This window comes from Nocardioides sediminis (assembly GCF_003047295.1).
Classification (GTDB): domain Bacteria; phylum Actinomycetota; class Actinomycetes; order Propionibacteriales; family Nocardioidaceae; genus Nocardioides; species Nocardioides sediminis.
In genome coordinates this window covers 297924-316628 of sequence record NZ_PZYZ01000002.1, presented here as the reverse complement: position 1 = coordinate 316628, position 18705 = coordinate 297924, and the positions used below count along the sequence as shown (strand labels likewise).

Annotated in this window: 16 protein-coding genes; 6 read left to right on the top strand and 10 right to left on the bottom strand. The window is 72.7% G+C overall.

Going from position 1 to position 18705, the window contains the following annotated elements; all coding sequences use genetic code 11:
• Positions 1 to 23: 23 nt before the first annotated feature.
• Together DAI17_RS06350 and DAI17_RS06345 are read left to right on the top strand one after the other, a co-directional pair.
• Positions 24 to 1922, top strand: a complete 1899-nt coding sequence (locus DAI17_RS06350; RefSeq protein ID WP_107772062.1) for a SigE family RNA polymerase sigma factor — start codon at positions 24 to 26, stop codon at positions 1920 to 1922.
• Between the two features lie 45 nt (positions 1923 to 1967).
• On the top strand, positions 1968 to 2684 hold the full coding sequence (locus DAI17_RS06345) for a hypothetical protein (RefSeq protein ID WP_107772061.1): 717 nt from the start codon (positions 1968 to 1970) through the stop codon (positions 2682 to 2684).
• Between the two features lie 71 nt (positions 2685 to 2755).
• Here the strand turns inward: DAI17_RS06345 and sucD are convergent, their stop codons facing one another.
• Entirely contained in the window at positions 2756 to 3637 is an 882-nt protein-coding gene (gene sucD / locus DAI17_RS06340) for a succinate--CoA ligase subunit alpha (protein ID WP_107772060.1), read from the bottom strand.
• A 32-nt stretch (positions 3638 to 3669) separates the two neighbouring features.
• Positions 3670 to 4836 (bottom strand): ADP-forming succinate--CoA ligase subunit beta, encoded by a 1167-nt coding sequence (gene sucC / locus DAI17_RS06335; RefSeq protein ID WP_107772059.1) that lies wholly within the window; start codon positions 4834 to 4836, stop codon positions 3670 to 3672.
• Positions 4837 to 4952: 116 nt separating this feature from the next.
• On the opposite strand from sucC, the gene DAI17_RS06330 reads away from it, so the two are divergent.
• Entirely contained in the window at positions 4953 to 6323 is a 1371-nt protein-coding gene (locus DAI17_RS06330; RefSeq protein WP_234412274.1) for a cryptochrome/photolyase family protein, read from the top strand.
• A 6-nt stretch (positions 6324 to 6329) separates the two neighbouring features.
• On the opposite strand, the gene DAI17_RS06325 is transcribed toward DAI17_RS06330, so the two are convergent.
• The gene (locus DAI17_RS06325; RefSeq protein ID WP_107772058.1) at positions 6330 to 6764 is read right to left on the bottom strand and encodes a cobalamin B12-binding domain-containing protein; all 435 of its coding nucleotides are present in this window, start codon (positions 6762 to 6764) and stop codon (positions 6330 to 6332) included.
• Between the two features lie 214 nt (positions 6765 to 6978).
• On the opposite strand from DAI17_RS06325, the gene DAI17_RS06320 reads away from it, so the two are divergent.
• Positions 6979 to 7812, top strand: a complete 834-nt coding sequence (locus DAI17_RS06320) for a M23 family metallopeptidase (protein ID WP_199904967.1) — start codon at positions 6979 to 6981, stop codon at positions 7810 to 7812.
• 7 nt (positions 7813 to 7819) lie between these two features.
• Here DAI17_RS06320 and DAI17_RS06315 read toward each other — a convergent pair whose 3' ends face one another.
• The 3 genes from DAI17_RS06315 to DAI17_RS06305 all read right to left on the bottom strand — a co-directional run bounded on the left by DAI17_RS06315 (position 7820) and on the right by DAI17_RS06305 (position 12872).
• Positions 7820 to 9904 carry an acyltransferase family protein gene (locus DAI17_RS06315; RefSeq protein WP_159081379.1) on the bottom strand — a complete coding sequence of 695 codons (2085 nt, stop codon included), beginning with the start codon at positions 9902 to 9904 and terminating at the stop codon, positions 7820 to 7822.
• Between the two features lie 114 nt (positions 9905 to 10018).
• Complete coding sequence (pcrA, locus tag DAI17_RS06310; protein ID WP_107772056.1) at positions 10019 to 12433, bottom strand: DNA helicase PcrA; 2415 nt, start codon at positions 12431 to 12433, stop codon at positions 10019 to 10021.
• Positions 12434 to 12512: 79 nt separating this feature from the next.
• Positions 12513 to 12872, bottom strand: coding sequence for a hypothetical protein (locus tag DAI17_RS06305; RefSeq protein ID WP_107772055.1), 360 nt, complete (start codon positions 12870 to 12872; stop codon positions 12513 to 12515).
• A gap of 80 nt (positions 12873 to 12952) precedes the next feature.
• Here DAI17_RS06305 and DAI17_RS06300 point away from each other — a divergent pair, with 80 nt between their 5' ends.
• Positions 12953 to 13504: a hypothetical protein gene (locus DAI17_RS06300; protein WP_107772054.1), complete on the top strand. Its 552-nt coding sequence runs from the start codon at positions 12953 to 12955 to the stop codon at positions 13502 to 13504.
• Here DAI17_RS06300 and DAI17_RS06295 read toward each other — a convergent pair.
• The 4 genes from DAI17_RS06295 to DAI17_RS06280 all read right to left on the bottom strand — a co-directional run bounded on the left by DAI17_RS06295 (position 13438) and on the right by DAI17_RS06280 (position 17367).
• Positions 13438 to 13911, bottom strand: a complete 474-nt coding sequence (locus DAI17_RS06295) for a universal stress protein (protein WP_107772053.1) — start codon at positions 13909 to 13911, stop codon at positions 13438 to 13440. The genes DAI17_RS06300 and DAI17_RS06295 overlap by 67 nt on opposite strands.
• Position 13912: 1 nt before the next feature.
• Positions 13913 to 15334: an APC family permease gene (locus DAI17_RS06290; RefSeq protein WP_199904966.1), complete on the bottom strand. Its 1422-nt coding sequence runs from the start codon at positions 15332 to 15334 to the stop codon at positions 13913 to 13915.
• Positions 15335 to 15415: 81 nt separating this feature from the next.
• Positions 15416 to 16084, bottom strand: coding sequence for a LuxR C-terminal-related transcriptional regulator (locus DAI17_RS06285; protein WP_107772052.1), 669 nt, complete (start codon positions 16082 to 16084; stop codon positions 15416 to 15418).
• Positions 16081 to 17367 carry an ATP-binding protein gene (locus DAI17_RS06280; RefSeq protein WP_107772518.1) on the bottom strand — a complete coding sequence of 429 codons (1287 nt, stop codon included), beginning with the start codon at positions 17365 to 17367 and terminating at the stop codon, positions 16081 to 16083. The genes DAI17_RS06285 and DAI17_RS06280 overlap by 4 nt, the downstream gene beginning before the upstream one ends.
• Before the next feature lie 144 nt (positions 17368 to 17511).
• Between DAI17_RS06280 and DAI17_RS06275 the strand changes: the two genes are divergently transcribed.
• Positions 17512 to 18699, top strand: a complete 1188-nt coding sequence (locus DAI17_RS06275; RefSeq protein ID WP_159081378.1) for a PspC domain-containing protein — start codon at positions 17512 to 17514, stop codon at positions 18697 to 18699.
• The last annotated feature ends 6 nt before the right edge of the window (positions 18700 to 18705 follow it).

Below are 18705 nucleotides of genomic sequence, written 5' to 3'. Positions count from 1 at the left end.
CCCTCCCGTACCGTGGAGCGGCCATGAGGAGCCCAGATGCGTTCGACGCCTTCTACGCCGGGTCGCGCGACCGTCTCCTGCTCGAGACCTACGCGCTGACCGGCGACGTCCCGGCCGCGCGGACCGCGGTCCGCGACGCCTTCGCCGTCGCGTGGCAGCACTGGGGCAAGGTCAGCCGACTCGAGGACCCGGAGGCCTGGGTCCGCCCGCTCGCCCACGGTCGCGCGCAGCGGCGGCACACCGCCCGGCCGTGGCACCGCGAGAAGGGCCTCGACGACAGCGTCCGGGCCACCCTCGAGGCGCTGTCGCGGCTGAGCACCCTGGAGCGCAAGGCCGTGGTGCTCACCACGCTCTCCCCGCTGCCGATGGACGAGATCGCCCGGACGATCGGCGTCCCCCGCCGGGAGGCCGAGCGGGCCCTGCAGAGCGGCACGTCGCAGTTCGCGCTGGCCCGGGAGGTGCCGAGCACCCACGTACGACGACTCCTCGAGGAGCTGCGCGTCCCGCTGGCCGCCGAGCGCTGGCCGCGCTCCACCATCGTCCGCCGCCAGGGCACGGCCCGACGCCGCACCCACACCGTGGCCGCCGTCGGCGTGGCCGTCGCCGCGCTGCTGGTCTCGGGCACCGTGGTCGCCTCCGGCGGGGCCGAGCCCAGCACCCTGGAGCGGGAGGCGGCCACCACCGGCATCACGGTGAAGGCCCCCGAGCAGTCCGAGGAGACCACCGACCTCGCGCTCGACGAGGCCACCCTGCTCGAGGAGGAGCAGCTGCGGCGCTACGGCCGCGGGCTCACCTGGACCGAGCGGTCCACCTCCGCCAACCTCGGGGGCGACGGCCGCGTGGTGCCCTGCCAGCTCGAGCGCTTCGCCGACCCGGCGGGGGTCGGCGCACTGGTGCGCACCTCGGAGGGGTCGCAGCGCGTCACCCGCACCGTCAAGGTCAAGCGGCAGGGCAGGACGCGCACCCAGCAGCGGCGGGTGCGCGAGGTCCGGTCGACCGTCACCGAGTTCGTCGAGCTCTCGGCCGACGCCCAACGGGCGGGCGCGGCGTACGACACCGCCCTGCGGTGGTACGCCGAGTGCCAGGACCCCCGCACCCAGCTCATCTCCACCCACCGCGTACGCCGCGTCGGCGACGACGCCGTGATCCTCTCGCTGCGCAGCTGGGCCGGCCGGCCCGGCGGGATCAGCGTGGCCCTGGCCCGCAGCGGCCAGGCACTGGTCACCACCGTGGTCCGCACGCAGGGCGGCGCGCCCGACGCCCGGACGGCCGCGGGCGGGCTGGCGGCGTCGGTCAACCGGCTGTGCGGCAGCCCCGGGGTCGGCACCTGCGCCGGACCGCCCGGGACCGCGCGCGTCTCGCCGTACCCCGTCGGCCGGCCGGCCGGCATGCTCGCCGCCGTCGACCTCCCGCCGGTGTCCGGGGCCCGCGGCCCGTGGGTCGGGACCGACCCCGAGCGTGCCCGCACCAACTTCGCCTCCACCCGCTGCGACAACACCCGCTTCGACGGCAAGGGCCTCAAGCACAACCTGACCCGCACGTTCCTGTTCCCGGCCAACACGCAGGTCGACACCTTCGGCCTCACCCAGACGGTCGCCACGATGCCGGACAAGCGTGCCGTGGCGTTCGTCGCCGAGGTCCGCGACCGGATCCGCCGCTGCGGCCAGGCCAACCTCGGCACCTCGGTGGACACGCTCGTCCAGCGCTCCAGGGGACAGCAGGAGATCACCATCTGGGACCTCGACATCGAGATCTCCGACTCCCGCTCGGTGGAGTTCCTGATGGCGATCATGCGTGACGGCAAGGCGGTCTCCCAGCTCGGCTTCACCCCGGACCAGGGGATGACGATCGCGCGCGCCGACTTCACCGCCGTCGCCGAGCGTGCGCTGGACCGGCTCAGCGACCTGCCCAGCGCCCGCTGAGCGACGGGGCGCAACCCCGGGGGCCTCCGCCGCGTCTACCCCTGCATGAGGGGGAAGACGGTCACGCTCCTGCTGCTGCTCGTGCTCGCGACCGGCGGCTGCGGGTCGCAGGACGTCATCGCCTCGGACCCCCGCACCACCGAGGTACCGAGCGAGACCACACCGAGCGAGGACACGCCGACCCAGGCCACGCCCAGCGAGGCCGCCCCGACCGAGACCTCCCCCACCGAGGTCGCCGCCACCGTGCCTGCGGACCTCCCGCTCGACCTGGACCTGCCCGCCGACGGCGGCGACTACGAGGTGACGGCACCCTCGGCCGAGGCCGACGGCATCGGTGACCTCGAGGTGTGCGGCTCCGTCGTCTGGCCACCCGGAAGGGCGGAGGCCCGGCTCGCGACCAGCGCCTCCGGCCCCGAGCACGTGGACGCGCGCGAGCTCGTGGTGCCCGACGCAGCCGTCGCCGCGACCGTCGTACCGCGGGTCCGTGAGGTCGTCGCCGGGTGCACCGACGCGCCGGACCACCAGGTGTGGACGCTGCACGAGGCGGACACCGGCCACGAATCGGTGACGTTCAGCCTCACGTGGAGCGTCGGGCTCGGCGCGTCGGTCTTCCAGGTCACCCGGGTCGGCGACGCGCTCCTGATGACCCACCGGTACGGCGAGGGGATGCTGGAGACCATCGACCCGACGGTGCGGGAGCGCACCGCGCTCACCCGGGAGATCGCGCCGGCGATGTGCGCCCTCACGCCCGGGGCCTGCTGAGCGGCGTACAGGCCCGGACGTACGACGACCCGGCAGCGATCGCTGCCGGGTCGTCGGACGTTGCTGGTGGCTCAGAGGCCCTGGAGGATCTCCCGCATGAGCGCGGCGGTCTCCGACGGCGTCTTGCCGACCTTGACCCCGGCGGCCTCGAGGGCCTCCTTCTTGGCCTGCGCGGTGCCCGACGAGCCGGACACGATCGCGCCGGCGTGGCCCATCGTCTTGCCCTCGGGGGCGGTGAAGCCCGCGACGTAGCCGACGACCGGCTTGGTGACGTGCTCCTTGATGTAGGCCGCGGCCCGCTCCTCGGCGTCGCCACCGATCTCGCCGATCATCACGATCGCCTTGGTCTCCGGGTCGTTCTCGAACGCCTCGAGCGCGTCGATGTGGGTGGTGCCCACGATCGGGTCGCCGCCGATGCCGATGGCGGTGGAGAAGCCGAAGTCCTTCAGCTCGTACATCATCTGGTAGGTCAGGGTGCCCGACTTGGACACCAGGCCGACCGGGCCCTTGCCCGCGATGGTGTGCGGGGTGATGCCGGCCAGCGACTCCTCGGGCGTGATGATGCCCGGGCAGTTGGGACCGATCATCCGGGTGGACTTGCCCTCGAGGTAGGCGAAGACCTCCGCGGTGTCCTGGACCGGCACGCCCTCGGTGATGACCACGAGCAGGCCGATGCCCGCGTCGATGGCCTCGATGCAGGCGTCCTTGGTGAACGCCGGCGGCACGAAGACCACGCTGACGTCGGCGCCGGTCTCGGCCATCGCCTCCTTGACGTTGCCGTAGACCGGGAGCTCCTGGCCGCCGAGCTCGACGGTGGTGCCGGCCTTGCGGGCGTTGACGCCGCCCACGATGTTGCTGCCGGCGTCGAGCATCAGAGTGGTGTGCTTGGAGCCCATCCCACCCGTCATGCCCTGGACGATGATCTTGCTGTCCTTGTTGAGGTAGATCGACATGTTCTCTTTCTCCGTCTCTCAGGTGCGACTGATCAGGCGCCGTGGGCGAGCTCGGCGGCCTTGTCGGCCGCGCCGTCCATGGTGTCGACCTGGGTGACCAGGGGGTGGTCCATCTCGTTGAGGATGCGGCGGCCCTCCTCGACGTTGTTGCCGTCGAGGCGGACGACCAGCGGCTTGGTGGCCTCGTCGCCGAGGATCTCCAGGGCACCCTTGATGCCGTTGGCGACCTCGTCGCAGGCGGTGATGCCGCCGAAGACGTTGACGAACACGCTCTTGACCTGGGCGTCGTGGATGATCACGTCGAGGCCGTCGGCCATCACCTGGGCGTTGGCGCCGCCACCGATGTCCAGGAAGTTGGCCGGCTTGACCCCGCCGTGCGCCTCGCCGGCGTAGGCGACCACGTCGAGGGTCGACATGACCAGGCCCGCGCCGTTGCCGATGATGCCGACCTCGCCGTCGAGCTTGACGTAGTTGAGGCCCTTGTCCTTGGCCTTGGACTCGAGCGGGTCGGCCTCCTCGCGGATCTCGAAGGCCTGGTGGTCCTCGTGGCGGAACTCGGCGTTCTCGTCCAGGGACACCTTGCCGTCGAGGGCCTCGAGCTTGTCGCCCTCGAGGCGGGCGAGCGGGTTGACCTCGACGAGGGTGGCGTCCTCCTCGACGTAGACCTGCCAGAGGCGCTGGACCATCTCGATGGCTTGGTCGCGCAGCTCGGCGGGGAACTTGGCATCGTCGACGATCGCGGCGGCCTTCTCGGGCGTGACGCCCTCGAGGGCGTCGACCCGGATCTGGCGGACGGCCTCGGGGTTGGTCTTGGCGACCTCCTCGATCTCCACGCCGCCCTCGACCGAGGCGATGCACAGGTGCGAGCGGTTGGCACGGTCGAGCAGGAAGGAGAAGTAGTACTCCTCCACCGGCGGGGTGGCCGGGGTGACCAGGACGCGGTTGACCGTCAGTCCCTTGATCTCCATGCCCAGGATGTTGGACGCGTGCTCGTAGGCCTCGTCCGGGGTCTTGGCGAGCTTGACGCCGCCGGCCTTGCCACGGCCGCCGGCCTTGACCTGGGCCTTGACGACGGTGACGCCGCCGAGCTCCTCGGCCGCCTCCCGGGCCGCCTCGGCCGTCTCCACGACCTTGCCGAGCGTGGTCGTCACTCCGTGCTTGGCGAAGAGCTCCTTCGCCTGGTACTCCATCAAGTCCACGACGTACCCGTTCCTTCTCGTCTGCGTATCAGTGGCGGGAAATCCTCTCGCACACTAGACCCGTGTCGTGGGTCACAGACAGGTCGGGTCTTGGCCGCTGGCCTAGCGTGAGGGGCGTGGCCTCCGTGATGTGGTTCCGACGCGACCTCCGGGTCCGCGACCAGCCCGCCCTCCGGGCCGCCCTCTCCGAGGGCCCCGCCGTCGCCCTCTTCGTCGTCGATCCCGCCCTCTGGGACCGGGCCGGCGACCACCGGCGCGCCTGGTTGGCCGGGACGCTCGAGGCGCTCGACGAGCGCCTGGGCGGTCGCCTGACGGTGCGGTACGGCGACCCGGCCGAGGTCGTCCCGCGGGTCGCCCGCGAGGCGGAGGCGACGAGCGTGCACGTCTCGGCCGAGACCACGCCGTACGGACGACGGCGCGACGCCGCCGTCGAGGACGCGCTGGGCCGGCTCAGGGGGGCCGAGGTCCCCCTCACCGCCACCGGCTCGCCGTACGCCGTGGGGCCGGGGCGCGTGGTCAACGGCTCGGGCGGCCCCTACCAGGTGTTCACGCCGTTCGCGAAGGCCTGGCGGGACCACGGATGGCACGAGCCGGCCCCCACCCCCCGCGACCCCGACCTGGTCGCCCTCGACAGCGACGACCGGGCCACGAGGCTGCTCGACGACGCGGCGGGCACCGGACCGGCGGGCATGCCCGCCCCGGGCGAGGACGCGGCCTGGCGGCGGTGGCGGCACTTCCGCGACGAGCTGCTCGCCGGCTACGACGCGGACCGCGACCGCCCGGCGGTCGACGGCACCTCGCGCCTCTCCCCCTACCTGCACCTCGGGGTCGTGCACCCCCGGTCGCTGCTGGCCGACCTCGACGGGGTGCGCGGCAAGGGCGCGCACACCTTCGTGACCGAGCTGGCGTGGCGCGAGTTCTACGCCGACGTGCTCTGGCACCACCCCGAGTCGGCGTGGGCCGACCTCAAGCCGGCGCTGTCGGCCATGCGGTACGACGAGCACGAGGACGCGATCGAGGCCTGGCGCACCGGGACGACCGGCTACCCCATCGTCGACGCCGGCATGCGCCAGCTGCTGCACGAGGGCTGGATGCACAACCGCGTCCGGATGATCACCGCCAGCTTCCTCACCAAGGACCTGCACGCCTGGTGGCCCGTCGGCGCCCGCCACTTCCTCGACCGGCTCGTCGACGGCGACGTCGCCTCCAACAACCACGGCTGGCAGTGGGTCGCCGGGACCGGCACGGACGCCTCGCCGTACTTCCGGGTCTTCAACCCGGTGACGCAGGGCCTCAAGTTCGACCCCGACGGCGACTACGTCCGGCGCTGGGTGCCCGAGCTCGAGCACCTGCCCGGCAAGCTCGCGCACGAGCCGTGGAAGTCCGAGGTCGGCTACGAGCTGGACTACCCGGTGCGGATCGTCGACCACGCCGAGGAACGGCGCGAGGCCCTCGAGCGGTACGACGCCGTGCGCAACCGCGGCTGACGGGGCTCAGGCCGGCGCGGGGTCCTGCTCGGTCTCGGCGAAGTGCTCGGCCACCCAGCCGGTGATGTCGGTCGTGGGCGCCCCCGGGGTGAACACCTTGGCGACGCCGGCCTCGCGCAGGAGCGGGATGTCCTCATCGGGGATGATGCCGCCGCCGAAGACGACGATGTCCTCGGCGTCGCGCTCGCGCAGCAGCTCGCCGAGGCGGGTGAAGAGGGTCATGTGCGCGCCGGAGAGCACCGAGAGGCCGATGAGGTCCGCGTCCTCCTGGATGGCGGTCTCCACGATCTGCTCGGGCGTCTGGTGCAGGCCGGTGTAGATGACCTCGTGGCCGGCGTCGCGCAGCGCGCGGGCGACGATCTTGGCGCCGCGGTCGTGGCCGTCGAGCCCGGGCTTGCCGACGACGATGCGGAGGCGACGGGGCGGGGTCGGCGTACTCATGGGCCAGAGGCTAACCCGCGACGTGACCCACCCCACACCCGGCTAGTCCGAACGGGCCATCTATCGTGAACCGCTGCGATCGCCGTCGGGCTCGTCCACAATCGACCCGGCCAGGAATTTCGGCGGTCGTGACCTTTCCGTTACAGTCTGGGGTCGGTTCGCCTCCGAGCGGCCGACACCTGCTCCCCCCCGACGGCAGATGAGGACGTTTTTCATGGGCAACCACCGAGCGCAGCGCGGCGACCGCCGCAGCACCTCGGCAGCACCCGTCGTCGGCAAGCGCAGGGCCACCGCCCCCGCCCGACGGAGCCCCCTCCTCCGGGTCCTCCCCTCGGCGCCCATCCTGCTGGGCGTCACCGCCCTGGCCGTCTCGGCCGGCGGCGCGGTGACCGCCTCGGACACCGACCTGGCCGGCCAGGTCACCGGCGGCAACGGCTCGGTCGCCGCCGCGGGCACCATGGGCATCGCCCAGGCCTCCCCCATCACCGGCCGCGACGCCGTCGTCTCGCGTGACTCGCGCCGCGACGCGCAGGCCGACGCGGCCAACCAGGAGCTCATCGAGGCCGCGGAGGCGCAGGCCAAGGAGCAGCACGAGGCCCTCCAGGCCTTCGCCCAGCAGGCGGAGAAGCAGGCGGCCAAGATCAAGGAGAACCAGTGGGTCCTCCCGCTGGAGAGCTACCGGATCTCCGCGACCTTCGGCGCCTCGAGCTACCTGTGGTCCAGCGTGCACACCGGCCTGGACATGTCCGCCCCCTCGGGCACGCCGATCCGGGCCATCGCCAACGGCGTGATCACCGAGACCGGCTACGACGGCTCCTACGGCAACAAGACCGTGCTGACCCTCGAGGACGGCACCGAGCTGTGGTTCTGCCACCAGACGTCCATCGACGTCAGCGTCGGCGAGTCGGTCCGCGGCGGCGAGACCATCGGCACCGTGGGCTCGACCGGCAACTCCACCGGCCCGCACCTGCACCTCGAGGTCCGTCCCGGCGGCGGCGACCCGGTGGACCCCTTCACCTCGCTCCTCGAGCACGGCGTCACGCCCTGACCCGAGGTCACTTCCTGACCGGCACCGTCGGCACGGCGTCGACCAGCTGCGGCAGGAGCCAGGGGGCTATCCAGCCCTGCACGCCGGACGGCGTGAGGTGCAGCCCGTCCGACCTGACCTGGTAGCCGCCGGCCGTCCAGGAGAAGCGACCTCCCGGCGAGATCCGTTCGCCGAGCTCGACCACCCTGACGTTCGGATGGTGGCTCGCGACGTCGCGCAGCAGGCGGTTCCAGAGCGTCACGCGTTGCGGCTCGTCCTCCGGGAACAGGCTCCCGTCCAGCCGTTCGCCGCGCCGGTTGTAGGGCTCGGTCGCGAGGAGCACGTGCGCGCCGCGCGCGCCCGCGATGCGGATGGCCAGGTCGAGCTCGGAACGCAGGTGCAGGTCGAAGTCGGGTTCGCCGACGTGCGTCCACCGGCCGCCCAGGACCCGGTCCATGGTCTCCCACCGTCCGACCAGGATGAGTGAGACGTCCGGGTCGTCCGCGGCGACGGCGGCCCGCCAGATCCGGGGCCAGTCCCTGCACGTCTGCATCAGCCCCTGGTAGAGGCGGCCGAAGTAGCGGAAGGGTGCCGTCCTGCTCACCCCGCAGCCCATGAGCGTGCGGTCGCGCACGTCGAGGTCGTGATGGCCGGGCAGGTAGGTGACCAGCGTCCACGCAACCGAGTCCCCGAACACGGAGACCGTGACGGGCTCGCCGGGCCGCCGGACGTGCAGTCGCGGCCCCGGACGCGACGGAGATCGTTCCCCCACTGGCTTGCCGCGCTCCCGGCCGCGGGCGTCGGCCGTCTCGTCCTCGGCCACCGCCTCGTCCTCCAGCATGCGGTCCACCGTCGCGACGACCGTCCCCTCCGGCGGCCCCGCGGGCAGCGGGGGCACGGCCGTGGCCGTCACCACCAGCGCGGTCCCGGTCGCCACGGCGACCCCCGCCGCGGCGAGCACGGCGCGTCTGGGCCGCACGTGCTCCTGTATCGGCCGTTCCACGAGCGCGTAGGAGAGCGTGGCGATCACCACCGTCAGGGAGCACCGCACCGCGAAGAGCGTCAGCCCGTCGAGTCCGGTCCGATCGGCGTTGGCGGCGATGAACACCGGCCAGTGCCACAGGTAGACGCCGTAGGAGATCCGACCCAGCGCCGGGAGCGGAGGCAGCGCGAGCAGTCGGGCGGACCACCCGGACGGGACCACGACGACGTGCGCGATCACCGCCGCGACCGCGAGGGCGGCGAGCGCCATCCCGCCGCGGTAGAGCACCGCGTCCGTCCCCGACAGCCGGGTCCACGTCCAGGCCGTGGCGACGGCCGCCGCCGCCGCAAGGACGCCCAGCCCCGCGCGGATCCACCGGGACGTGATGTCCGACCGTGCCGTGGCGTGCGCGCCCTCCCGCTCGGCCTGCCCCGCCGTCCGGAGCGCCAGCAGGGCCGCCAGCCCAGCCCCGACCAGGATGGCGGCCCCGCGGGTGTCGGTCCCGTAGTAGGCCCGGCCCGGGTCCTCCGCGGACCACGTCGACGCGAGTGCCGCCGTCGAGGCCGCCGAGCCCACGACGCACACGAGGACGAGCACCCGGAGGCGGGACCGCACGCGCGGCCGATGGCCGTGCAGCACCGCGAGGAGCACCAGTGGCCACAGCAGGTAGAACTGCTCCTCGATGCCCAGCGACCAGGTGTGCTCCAGCGGCGACGGCGAGGCCGTCTGCGCGAAGTAGTCGCCGTCACGGAACATCATCCGCCAGTTGGCGACGTAGAACAGCGCGGCCAGCCCGTCACCGCGCAGCAGGCGGACCTCCTCGGGTGGCAGCAGCGCCCGCGCCCCGACCACGACGGCCGTGACCACGAGGAGCAACGCCGGGAGCAGCCGGCGGGCCCGTCGGCCCCAGAACGCGGCCAGGTCGATCCGTCCACCGCTGCGGGTCCACTCCGTGAGCAGCAGCGTCGTGATCAGGTAGCCCGAGAGCACGAAGAACGCGTCCACCCCGAGGAAGCCGCCGGTCACCCACGACAGCCCGCCGTGGAAGGCGAGGACCCCCACGACGGCCAGGGCCCGGATGCCGTCCAGTGCCGGCACTCGGCTCGGTGGGCCGTGGAGCCGCTCGGTCACCCTGTGCATCTTCTGCCCCCGTCGCCGGTGCAGGCTGCCTGCTCGTGAACCAAGCGTGCGCGGGGGGCGCTGCCCGTGTCATGGGGCTGTAGTCCCGACCAGGTCGGGAGATTGCTAGAGCTTCTCGACCGGCGCGTAGCGCAGCAGCAGCCGCTTGACGCCCTCGGAGCCGAAATCGATCGACGCGACCGACTTGTCGCCGGCGCCCTCGAGGGTCACCACCGTGCCCATGCCGAAGGAGTCGTGGAGCACCCGGTCCCCCGGCTCCAGCGAGGGGATCTCGCGCGCCGGCTTGGCCTTGGAGATGGCATCGGCCCGCGCGGCCGCGGAGGAGAAGTTGCGACGGCCGGCCGCGGTCGGGGAACCCAGCCGCGCGGCCGAGTTGGCCGCGAGGTCGGGGCGTCCCCAGCGCGTCTGCGCCTGGGCGGTCCGCCGCCAGTCGACGAGGTCGACGGGCAGCTCGTCGAGGAAGCGGCTGGCCGGGTTGTGCGACGGGGCACCCCAGGCGGACCGCACCAGTGCCCGGGAGACGTAGAGGCGCTCCCGTGCCCGGGTGAGCCCGACGTAGGCCAGCCGGCGCTCCTCCTCCAGCTCCGGCTGGTCCCCCAGCGAGCGCTGGTGGGGGAAGACGCCGTCCTCGAGCCCGGTGAGGAACACGACGGGGAACTCCAGTCCCTTGGCGGTGTGCAGGGTCATCAGCGTGACCACGCCGACGTCCTCGCCGTCGGGAGCGTCGGGGATCTGGTCGGCGTCGGCGACCAGGGCCACCCGCTCGAGGAAGTCGCCGAGGCCCACCGCGACGGTGCCGGCCTCGACGTCGGCCGGGTCGGCGCTCGGGCCGGCCTGCGGGTCGTCGGAGAACTCCCGCGCGACGGCGACGAGCTCGGCCAGGTTCTCCACGCGGGTCGCGTCCTGCGGGTCGTCGCTGGCCTCGAGCTCGGCGAGGTAGCCGGAGCGCTCGAGCACGGACTCGAGCACCACGTCGGGGCGCTCCCCCGCGTCGACCATCGACTGGAGCTCCTGGACCATGGCGACGAAGCCCTGGATGTTCTTGAGGCTGCGGGTCGCCAGCCCGGGCGCCTCGTCGGCGCGGACGAGGGCCTCCCAGAAGGTGATGCGCTCCCGCTCGGCCAGCGCCTGCACGCAGGCCTCGGCCCGGTCGCCGATGCCACGCTTGGGGGTGTTGAGCACCCGGCGCACCGAGATCTGGTCGGCGGTGTTGACCAGCATCCGGAGGTAGGCGAGCGCGTCGCGGACCTCGCGGCGCTCGTAGAAGCGCACCCCGCCGACGACCTTGTAGGGCTGGCCGGTGCGGATGAACACCTCCTCGAAGACCCGTGACTGGGCGTTGGTGCGGTAGAAGACGGCCACGTCGGACGGCTTGAGGCCCTGGTCGACGAGCTTGTCGATCTCCTCGCTGACGAAGCGGGCCTCGTCGTGCTCGTCGTCCGAGACGTAGCCGACGATCCGCTCTCCGTCGCCCGCGTCGGACCACAGCCGCTTCTCCTTGCGGCTCGCGTTGTTGGCGATGACGGAGTTGGCCGCGGTCAGGATCGTCTGGGTGGAGCGGTAGTTCTGCTCGAGCATGATCGAGACCGCGTCGGGGAAGTCCTGCTCGAAGTCCATGATGTTGCGGATGTTGGCTCCGCGGAACGCGTAGATCGACTGGTCGGCGTCGCCGACGACCATCAGCTCGCTGGGCTGCTCGTCGGGAGCGTCGCCACGCTCGAGGTCGTGGCCGCAGAGCTGGTGGATCAGGGCGTACTGCGCGTGGTTGGTGTCCTGGTACTCGTCGACCAGCACGTGGCGGAACCGGCGGCGGTAGTTCTCCCGCACGTCGGGGAACGCCTGGAAGAGGTGGACGGTGAACATGATGAGGTCGTCGAAGTCGAGCGCGTTGGCCTCGCGCAGCCGCCGCTGGTAGGCGGTGTAGGCCGCGGCGTAGGCCTCCTCGAAGCCGTTGCGGGCGTCCTTGGCGGCCTCCTCCGGGTCGCGCAGCTCGTTCTTGTGGTTGCTGACCCAGTGCAGCACCGCGCCCGGCTGGTGGCGCTTGGGGTCGAGGTCGAGGTCCTTGAGCACCAGCGTCATCAGCCGCTTGGAGTCGGCTGCGTCGTAGATCGAGAAGTTGGACTTGAAGCCCAGGCGGTCGATCTCCTTGCGCAGGATCCGCACGCACGCGGAGTGGAAGGTGCTGACCCACATGATGCGGGCTCGCCGGCCCACCAGCTCCTCGACACGTTCCTTCATCTCCGCGGCGGCCTTGTTGGTGAAGGTGATCGCCAGGATCGACCCCGGGTGGGCCTTGCGCTCGGAGATGAGCCAGGCGATGCGCCGGGTCAGCACGCGGGTCTTGCCCGAGCCGGCCCCGGCGACCACGAGCAGCGGCGCCCCGGCGTGCACGACCGCGGCCGCCTGGGGCTCGTTGAGGCCCGCCAGCAGCTCGTCGCGGGTGGGCCCGCGCCGGGTGCTGCGCGGCTCCTCGGCGGGCGGGGCGGACTCGAAGCCGGGCAGCGGGAAGGGGATGCTCATCTCGTCCCCAACCCTACGTGGCCGCACGGACAGGCCGGGGCCCGGAGGCGGCCTGTGGAGACCGCTCGGGTGCGCTGCGTCAGGCGGCGTGCGCGGGCGACCAGAAGATGGCCACGCCGATGTTGAGAACGGTCAGCAGCAGCAGGCCCAGCCAGAGCCCCTGTGGGATCTGGGGCTTGCGGATGTTGGCCATGACCAGCACCAGCAGCACCAGGGCGATGGTGAACTTCACCGCGATCTTGGCGTGGTCGACCGCCTCGTCGCCCGCCTCGAGGACGCCGACGAGGAGCAGGCCGGTCACGAACGCGGTGCCGACACCGTCGCGCATGGCCGGGTTGACCCGCTTGTCCGCGTCCCTGGCCTGCACCACGAGACCGCCGAGCAGCGCGGCGAAGCCGAGCACGTGCAGGAAGAGCAGGACCAGCCGCAGGATCTCCATGGCGGCAACCCTAGCGACGTACGCCGGTCGCTCCGGCTGCCCCTCTGGTCGTCCCCGCAGCGGGGGCGCACCATGGGCGGATGGGGCGTGCCCACCTGCTCCGTTCCTGCGCAGCCGTCGCCGCCGTGGTCGGCGGGGTGGCGTGGGTGGTGAAGGGCGGCGCGATCCTGGTGGGGCTCGACCAGCCGCCGCTGCTGCTCGACGTCGGCGTGGCCGCCTTCCCCGTCACCCTCGTCTGCCTCGCGGCGTCCGCGCACCGCCGGGCGTCCCTCGTCCTCGGCGTCGTCTCGCTCGTCGCGGGATGGCTGGCGCTGGCCACCGAGGTCGCCGGGAGGGCCCAGGGACCGACGATCCTCGTCTCGTCCCTCGCGCTGGTGCTCGGCCTGGCGCTGCTCGGGGGCGAGGACCCCGAGCGGCGCGCGGCGCGGGCCCTGGGACTGCTCACCGTCCCCGTCCTGCTCGTGGGCGGGCTGCTGGCGCTGGTCGCCGAGCCGCTCATCGAGGTGTCGACCGTCGTGCTCGGACTCGCGTGGCTGGTGCTCGGGCTCGCCCTGGTGGGCGGTCGCTACGCGCGCGCCTTGCGCGGCTTCCGGGGCTTGGGGCGTACGACGAGCACGGGGCACGGCGCGTAGTGCTGCACGCGCTGGGCGGTGCTGCCGACCAGCACGCTGTCGCTGAGCCCGCGGCCACCCGCCGCGACGACGACGAGACCGGCCTCGTACTGCGTGGCCGCCTTGATGATCTCGTTGGCCGGCGACCCGCTGCGCACCCTCTTGTGCACCTTGGGTCCCCAGCCGTCGAACTCCGCGGCCACCGTCGCGACGGCGCTCTCGGCGGCGGCGCGGAAGCCCTGCGCCTCGCCGACGGCCTGCTTGCGGCTGCCCGCGGACAGGTCGTCGGCGAAGGCCACGGCGGCCAGCGGACGGATCACCGCCACCACCGAGATGTCGTCGATCTTCGCCGGGTCGGCGAACGACTTGAGCTTGCGGGCCGCGTCCAGCGACTGCTTGGACCCGTCCGTGGCGACGATGACGTGCATGTCAGACCTCCCGGTCAGTCTCGAGGGGTGGAGCCGTGGCCGCGGTGCCCTTGCTGCCGAACAGCCTCTCGACGACGTAGAGGACGACGCCCACGGCGAGCAGGCCGGCGCACCAGTACAACGACGTCGGGTCGTCGTAGATCGCGTAGTAGAGGATGGCGAGGTTGCCCACCAGCCCCACGACGAGCAGGGGCGTGTTGGCCCGGAACGCGCGCTCGTCCTCGTCCTGGCCGCGCAGCTTGAGGCAGGTCACGATGACGAGCGCGTAGATCGCGAGGAGGAAGACCACGGTCACGAGCGCCAGTCGGTTGACCAGGTCGATGCCACCACCGGCGGCGGTGACGGCGTACCCCGTGACCAGCAGGGTGCCCACCACGAGGCCGCTGAACAGCAGGCCCACCCAGGGGCTGCGGCGGACCGGGTGGATCCTGGCGAAGACGCCGGGGACGACGTCCTCGCGCGCCATGCCGTAGAGGATGCGCGGCTGCGTGACCAGCGTGACCAAGGTGGTGTTGGTGATCGCGACCAGGGCGATGATCGTGAAGATCTTCGTCATGGCCTCGGTGGAGAACGGCAGGATGCCCTGCTTGACCACCTCGAGCAGCGCGGCCGGCGACTCGGCGAGCGTGTCGACGGGGACCGTCAGCGCCGCGGCCATCGACACCAGCACGTAGACGATGCCCGCGACGACCATGCCGCCGACCAGGGAGCGCGGGAAGGACTTGTAGGGGTCGATCGTCTCCTCGGCGACGTTGGCGGTGTTCTCGAAGCCGGTCATGGCGAAGAACGAGAACGCGACACCGGCGAGCACCGCCAGGGCCGGGTTGCCCGAGACGCTGATGTCGCCGAGGATCCCGAAGTCCGCGTCGCCCTGGGCCACGTAGTAGATGGCGATGCCGATGACGATGATCAGGCCGCTCAGCTCGATGAACGTCATCAGCATGTTCATCACCACCGACTCGGTGATGCCGATGTAGTTGACCAGCACGAGGGCCGCCACGAACACCAGCGACACCAGCAGGGCGGGAGGACCGGCCCACAGCTCGGCGAAGTACGACGCGAAGCCGGTCGCCAGGGACCCGGTGGCGGCGAAGCTCGCGGAGAGGAAAGAGACGGTGACCAGGAACGTCAGTGCCTTGTTGTTGAAGGCCTTCTGCACGTACAGCGAGGAGCCGGCGGCCTGCGGGTACTTGGTGACCAGCTCGGCGTAGGCCGCGCCGGTGATGGCGGCCACGGCGACGCCGACGGCGAAGGCGATCCAGAACGCTCCTCCGACGGCCGCGGCCACCAGGCCGATCAGGACGTAGATGCCCGATCCGAGGACGTCCCCCAGGGTGTAGAAGAAGAGCTGGGCCCCAGTGATGGACCTCTTGAGCCCACTGTCCTGGTCGTCGTCTGCGTCGATCGTTGTGGAGTCGGCCACCGGGGGCCCTCACTTCCGAGGTGGAGTTGTGGAGTCCCATGACCCCACCCGACTCGGAGGGAGATGTCAATCGTGGCGCGCTCAGAGCAGGCGTCGGTCCGACGCCCAGCGGGTGAGCTCGTGGCGGCTCGAGAGCTGCAGCTTGCGCAGCGTGGAGGACATGTGGGTCTCCACGGTCTTGACCGAGATGAAGAGCTCGCGGGCCACCTCCTTGTAGGCGTAGCCGCGGGCGATCAGGCGCATCACCTCGCGCTCGCGCTCGGTGAGCCGGTCGAGGTCCTCGTCGACCGCCGCGACGTCGATCGAGCCGGCGAAGGCGTCGAGCACGAAACCCGCCAGGCGCGGCGAGAACACCGCGTCCCCGTCGGCCACCCGGGCGATCGCGTCGACCAGCTCGGGCCCCGTGATGGTCTTGGTGACGTAGCCGCGGGCGCCGCCGCGGATGGTCCCGATGACGTCCTCGGCCGCGTCGCTCACCGACAGCGCGAGGTAGCGCGCCTGGGGCGACGGGGCCTGGCGCATCACCTCGACGCCGCCGCCGCCGGGCAGGTGCACGTCGAGCAGCACGACGTGCGGCTGGTGCTCGCGGATCGCCGCCACCGCCTCCGGGACGTCGGCCGCCTCGGCGACCACGTCGACCTCGCCGGCGCCGGCCCCGGCGAGCTCGGCGCGGACACCGGCCCGGAACATCGCGTGGTCGTCGACGATGACGACGCGCACGGGGCGGACGGGCTGGACGGTGTCGGTCATGACTCTCCTCGAGCTGCGGGGTCGGGGCGCGGGTTGTCGTGCAGGGGCATGTGGAGGCGGACCTCGGTGCCGGAGCCGGGCGCGGTGCGGATCTCGGCCCGGCCGCCGTGGCGGTCCATCCGGTCGATGATGCTGCCGCGGACCCCGTGCCGGTCCGCCGCCACGGCGTCGAGGTCGAAGCCGGCCCCGCGGTCCCGGACGAACACCTCGACCGCGTCGGCGGTCGCCTCGGCGTAGACGTCCACGCGCGGCACGCCGGCGTGCTTGGCGGCGTTGACGACGGCCTCGCGGGTGGCGTTGACGACGGTGCGCACGGCCTCGGGGTCCGCGCACTCCCCCACGGTCACGACGTCGACCACCACCGGGTGGGTCTCCTCGACCGACGCGGCCAGGTCCCGCAGGGCCGCGGACAGGACCGCGTCGTCGGCCGCCTGGCCCTCGAAGAGCCAGGTGCGCAGGTCGCGCTCCTGCGCCCGGGCCAGGCGGGCGACCGTGGTGGCGTCGCCCGAGTTCTTCTGGATCAGGGCCAGCGTCTGGAGGACGGAGTCGTGCAGGTGGGCGGCCATGTCGGCGCGCTCCTGGGTGCGGATGCGCTCGGCGCGCTCGGCCCCGAGGTCGTTGACCAGCCGCAGCGCCCAGGGGCCGACGACCAGGGCGAGGCCCAGGATGCCGAGGAGGCCGGCGATCACGACCGGGCCGGCGAACTGCACCGAGCCGGTGGTCACGCCGAAGACGACGAGCGCGACGACGACCAGCCCGAGACCGGTCGCGACCCGGGCGTACGCCGCCCAGCCGCCGTTGCCGAAGACCGCGCGGAAGGGGTCGATGCGGCCCGAGGAGTCGAGCCACCGCTCACGCTGGGCCTCGTCGGCCTGCCGCCAGAGCAGCGCGATGCCGGCGATGCCGAGGACCACCGGCCAGAACAGGACGCCCTGGCCGAAGACCGCCTCGAAGCCGAGCACGCCACCGAAGAGGAGCGCGCCGATGGCGATCGCCGGCCCGGCGCTGGCCAGCCGGCCGACGCGGCGCGGACGCCGGCCGCCGCGGCGGGCGCTGGCAAGGCCCGGCGCCTCGTCGTCGAAGCGGCTGTCGGCGGGCAGGAAGACCCAGAGCGCGGCGTACAGCAGGATGCCGAGGCCGTCGACGAGGGCGAGCGCCACGAACGCGACCCGCACCCACAGCACGTGGGTGCCGAGGTGGCGCGCGAGACCGGCCGCGACGCCGCCGGCCACGGGGGCGGAGGTGTCGCGGTAGGCACGGCGTACGGGCTCCTGGCTTGTCATCGTGCCACCATCGTCGCAGGCCAGGACGGCCCTTCCCATGAGGCACGACCCCGACTCGACCCTGAGGTGGTGGTCCGGGGCCACCGGTGGGATTCAGGGTCGTCACCGATGGCCCGACGACGACGCAGGACCCACGCTGGAGCCATGGACACGACCACACCCCCTCCCGACCAGCCGGCGCAGCCGGCGGGCGAGCCGCCGCGGCCCCCGGACGGCCCGCGCGTCACCAGCGAGCAGATGCGTGACCTCGGCCGGCTGCGCCGCTCGGTCCACGACCGGCACGTCGCCGGCGTCGCGGGCGGCCTCGCCCGCCACCTCGACATCGACCCGATCATCGTTCGGGTCGCCCTGGTGGTGCTGGTCTTCTTCGGCGGCTCCGGCCTCCTCCTGTACGCCGCGGGGTGGCTGCTGGTGCCCGAGGAGGGCACCGACGACCAGCCGCTCGGCCTCGACGAGCGCAGCCGTCGCGTCGCGCTGATCGGCGCCGGCGTGCTGGCGGCCCTCGCGGCCCTCGGTGACTGGGCCGGCGCGTTCTGGTTCCCGTGGCCCGTCGTCGTGGTCGCGCTCGTGGTGCTGTGGTTCGTCAACCGCAACCAGCAGCGCCCTCCCGGCCCGGTGCCGCCCTCGGCGTCCGCGGTGCCCGGGGCCTACCCGGCCACCGGGTACGGGTCACCCGAGGACCCGGCCACCCGCTACGCCTACGACCCTGCGGCGTACGCACGGACCCGCAAGCCCCGCAAGCGCGGACCGGTGCTGTTGTGGGCCACGCTCGCCCTCATCGCGATCGGCATCGGCACCCTGGGCGTCATCGACGGAGCCGGGACCGACGTGCCCGACTCCGCCTACCCGGCGACGGCCATGGCGATCACCGGCGTCATGCTCGTGGTCGGCGCCTTCTGGGGCCGGGCCGGCGGCCTGATCCTCGTGGGGCTGGTGGCCGCCGTCGCCACCGCGGCCACCACCGCCTCGGAGGACATCGAGGGCAGCCGGCTCTCCTACGCCCCGCTCCAGGCGAGCGAGGTGCGCGACAGCTACGACGTCGCCACGGGCGACCTGACGCTCGACCTGTCGCGGATCGAGGACGTGGACGACCTCGACGGTCGCGACGTCAGCATCGACGGCGGCGTCGGCACGCTGGAGGTCGTCGTGCCGGACGGGGTGGACGTGTCCGTCGACGCCTCCACCGGTGTCGGCGCCGTGGACCTCCTCGGCCGCGAGACCGGAGGCTTCGGCGTCCAGGAGGACGGCTTCGTCGACGGCGGCGCCGGCGCGCCGCAGATGACCATCGAGGTGGACCTGGGCATCGGCCAGGTCACCGTGCGCGAGCAGTGAGGACGA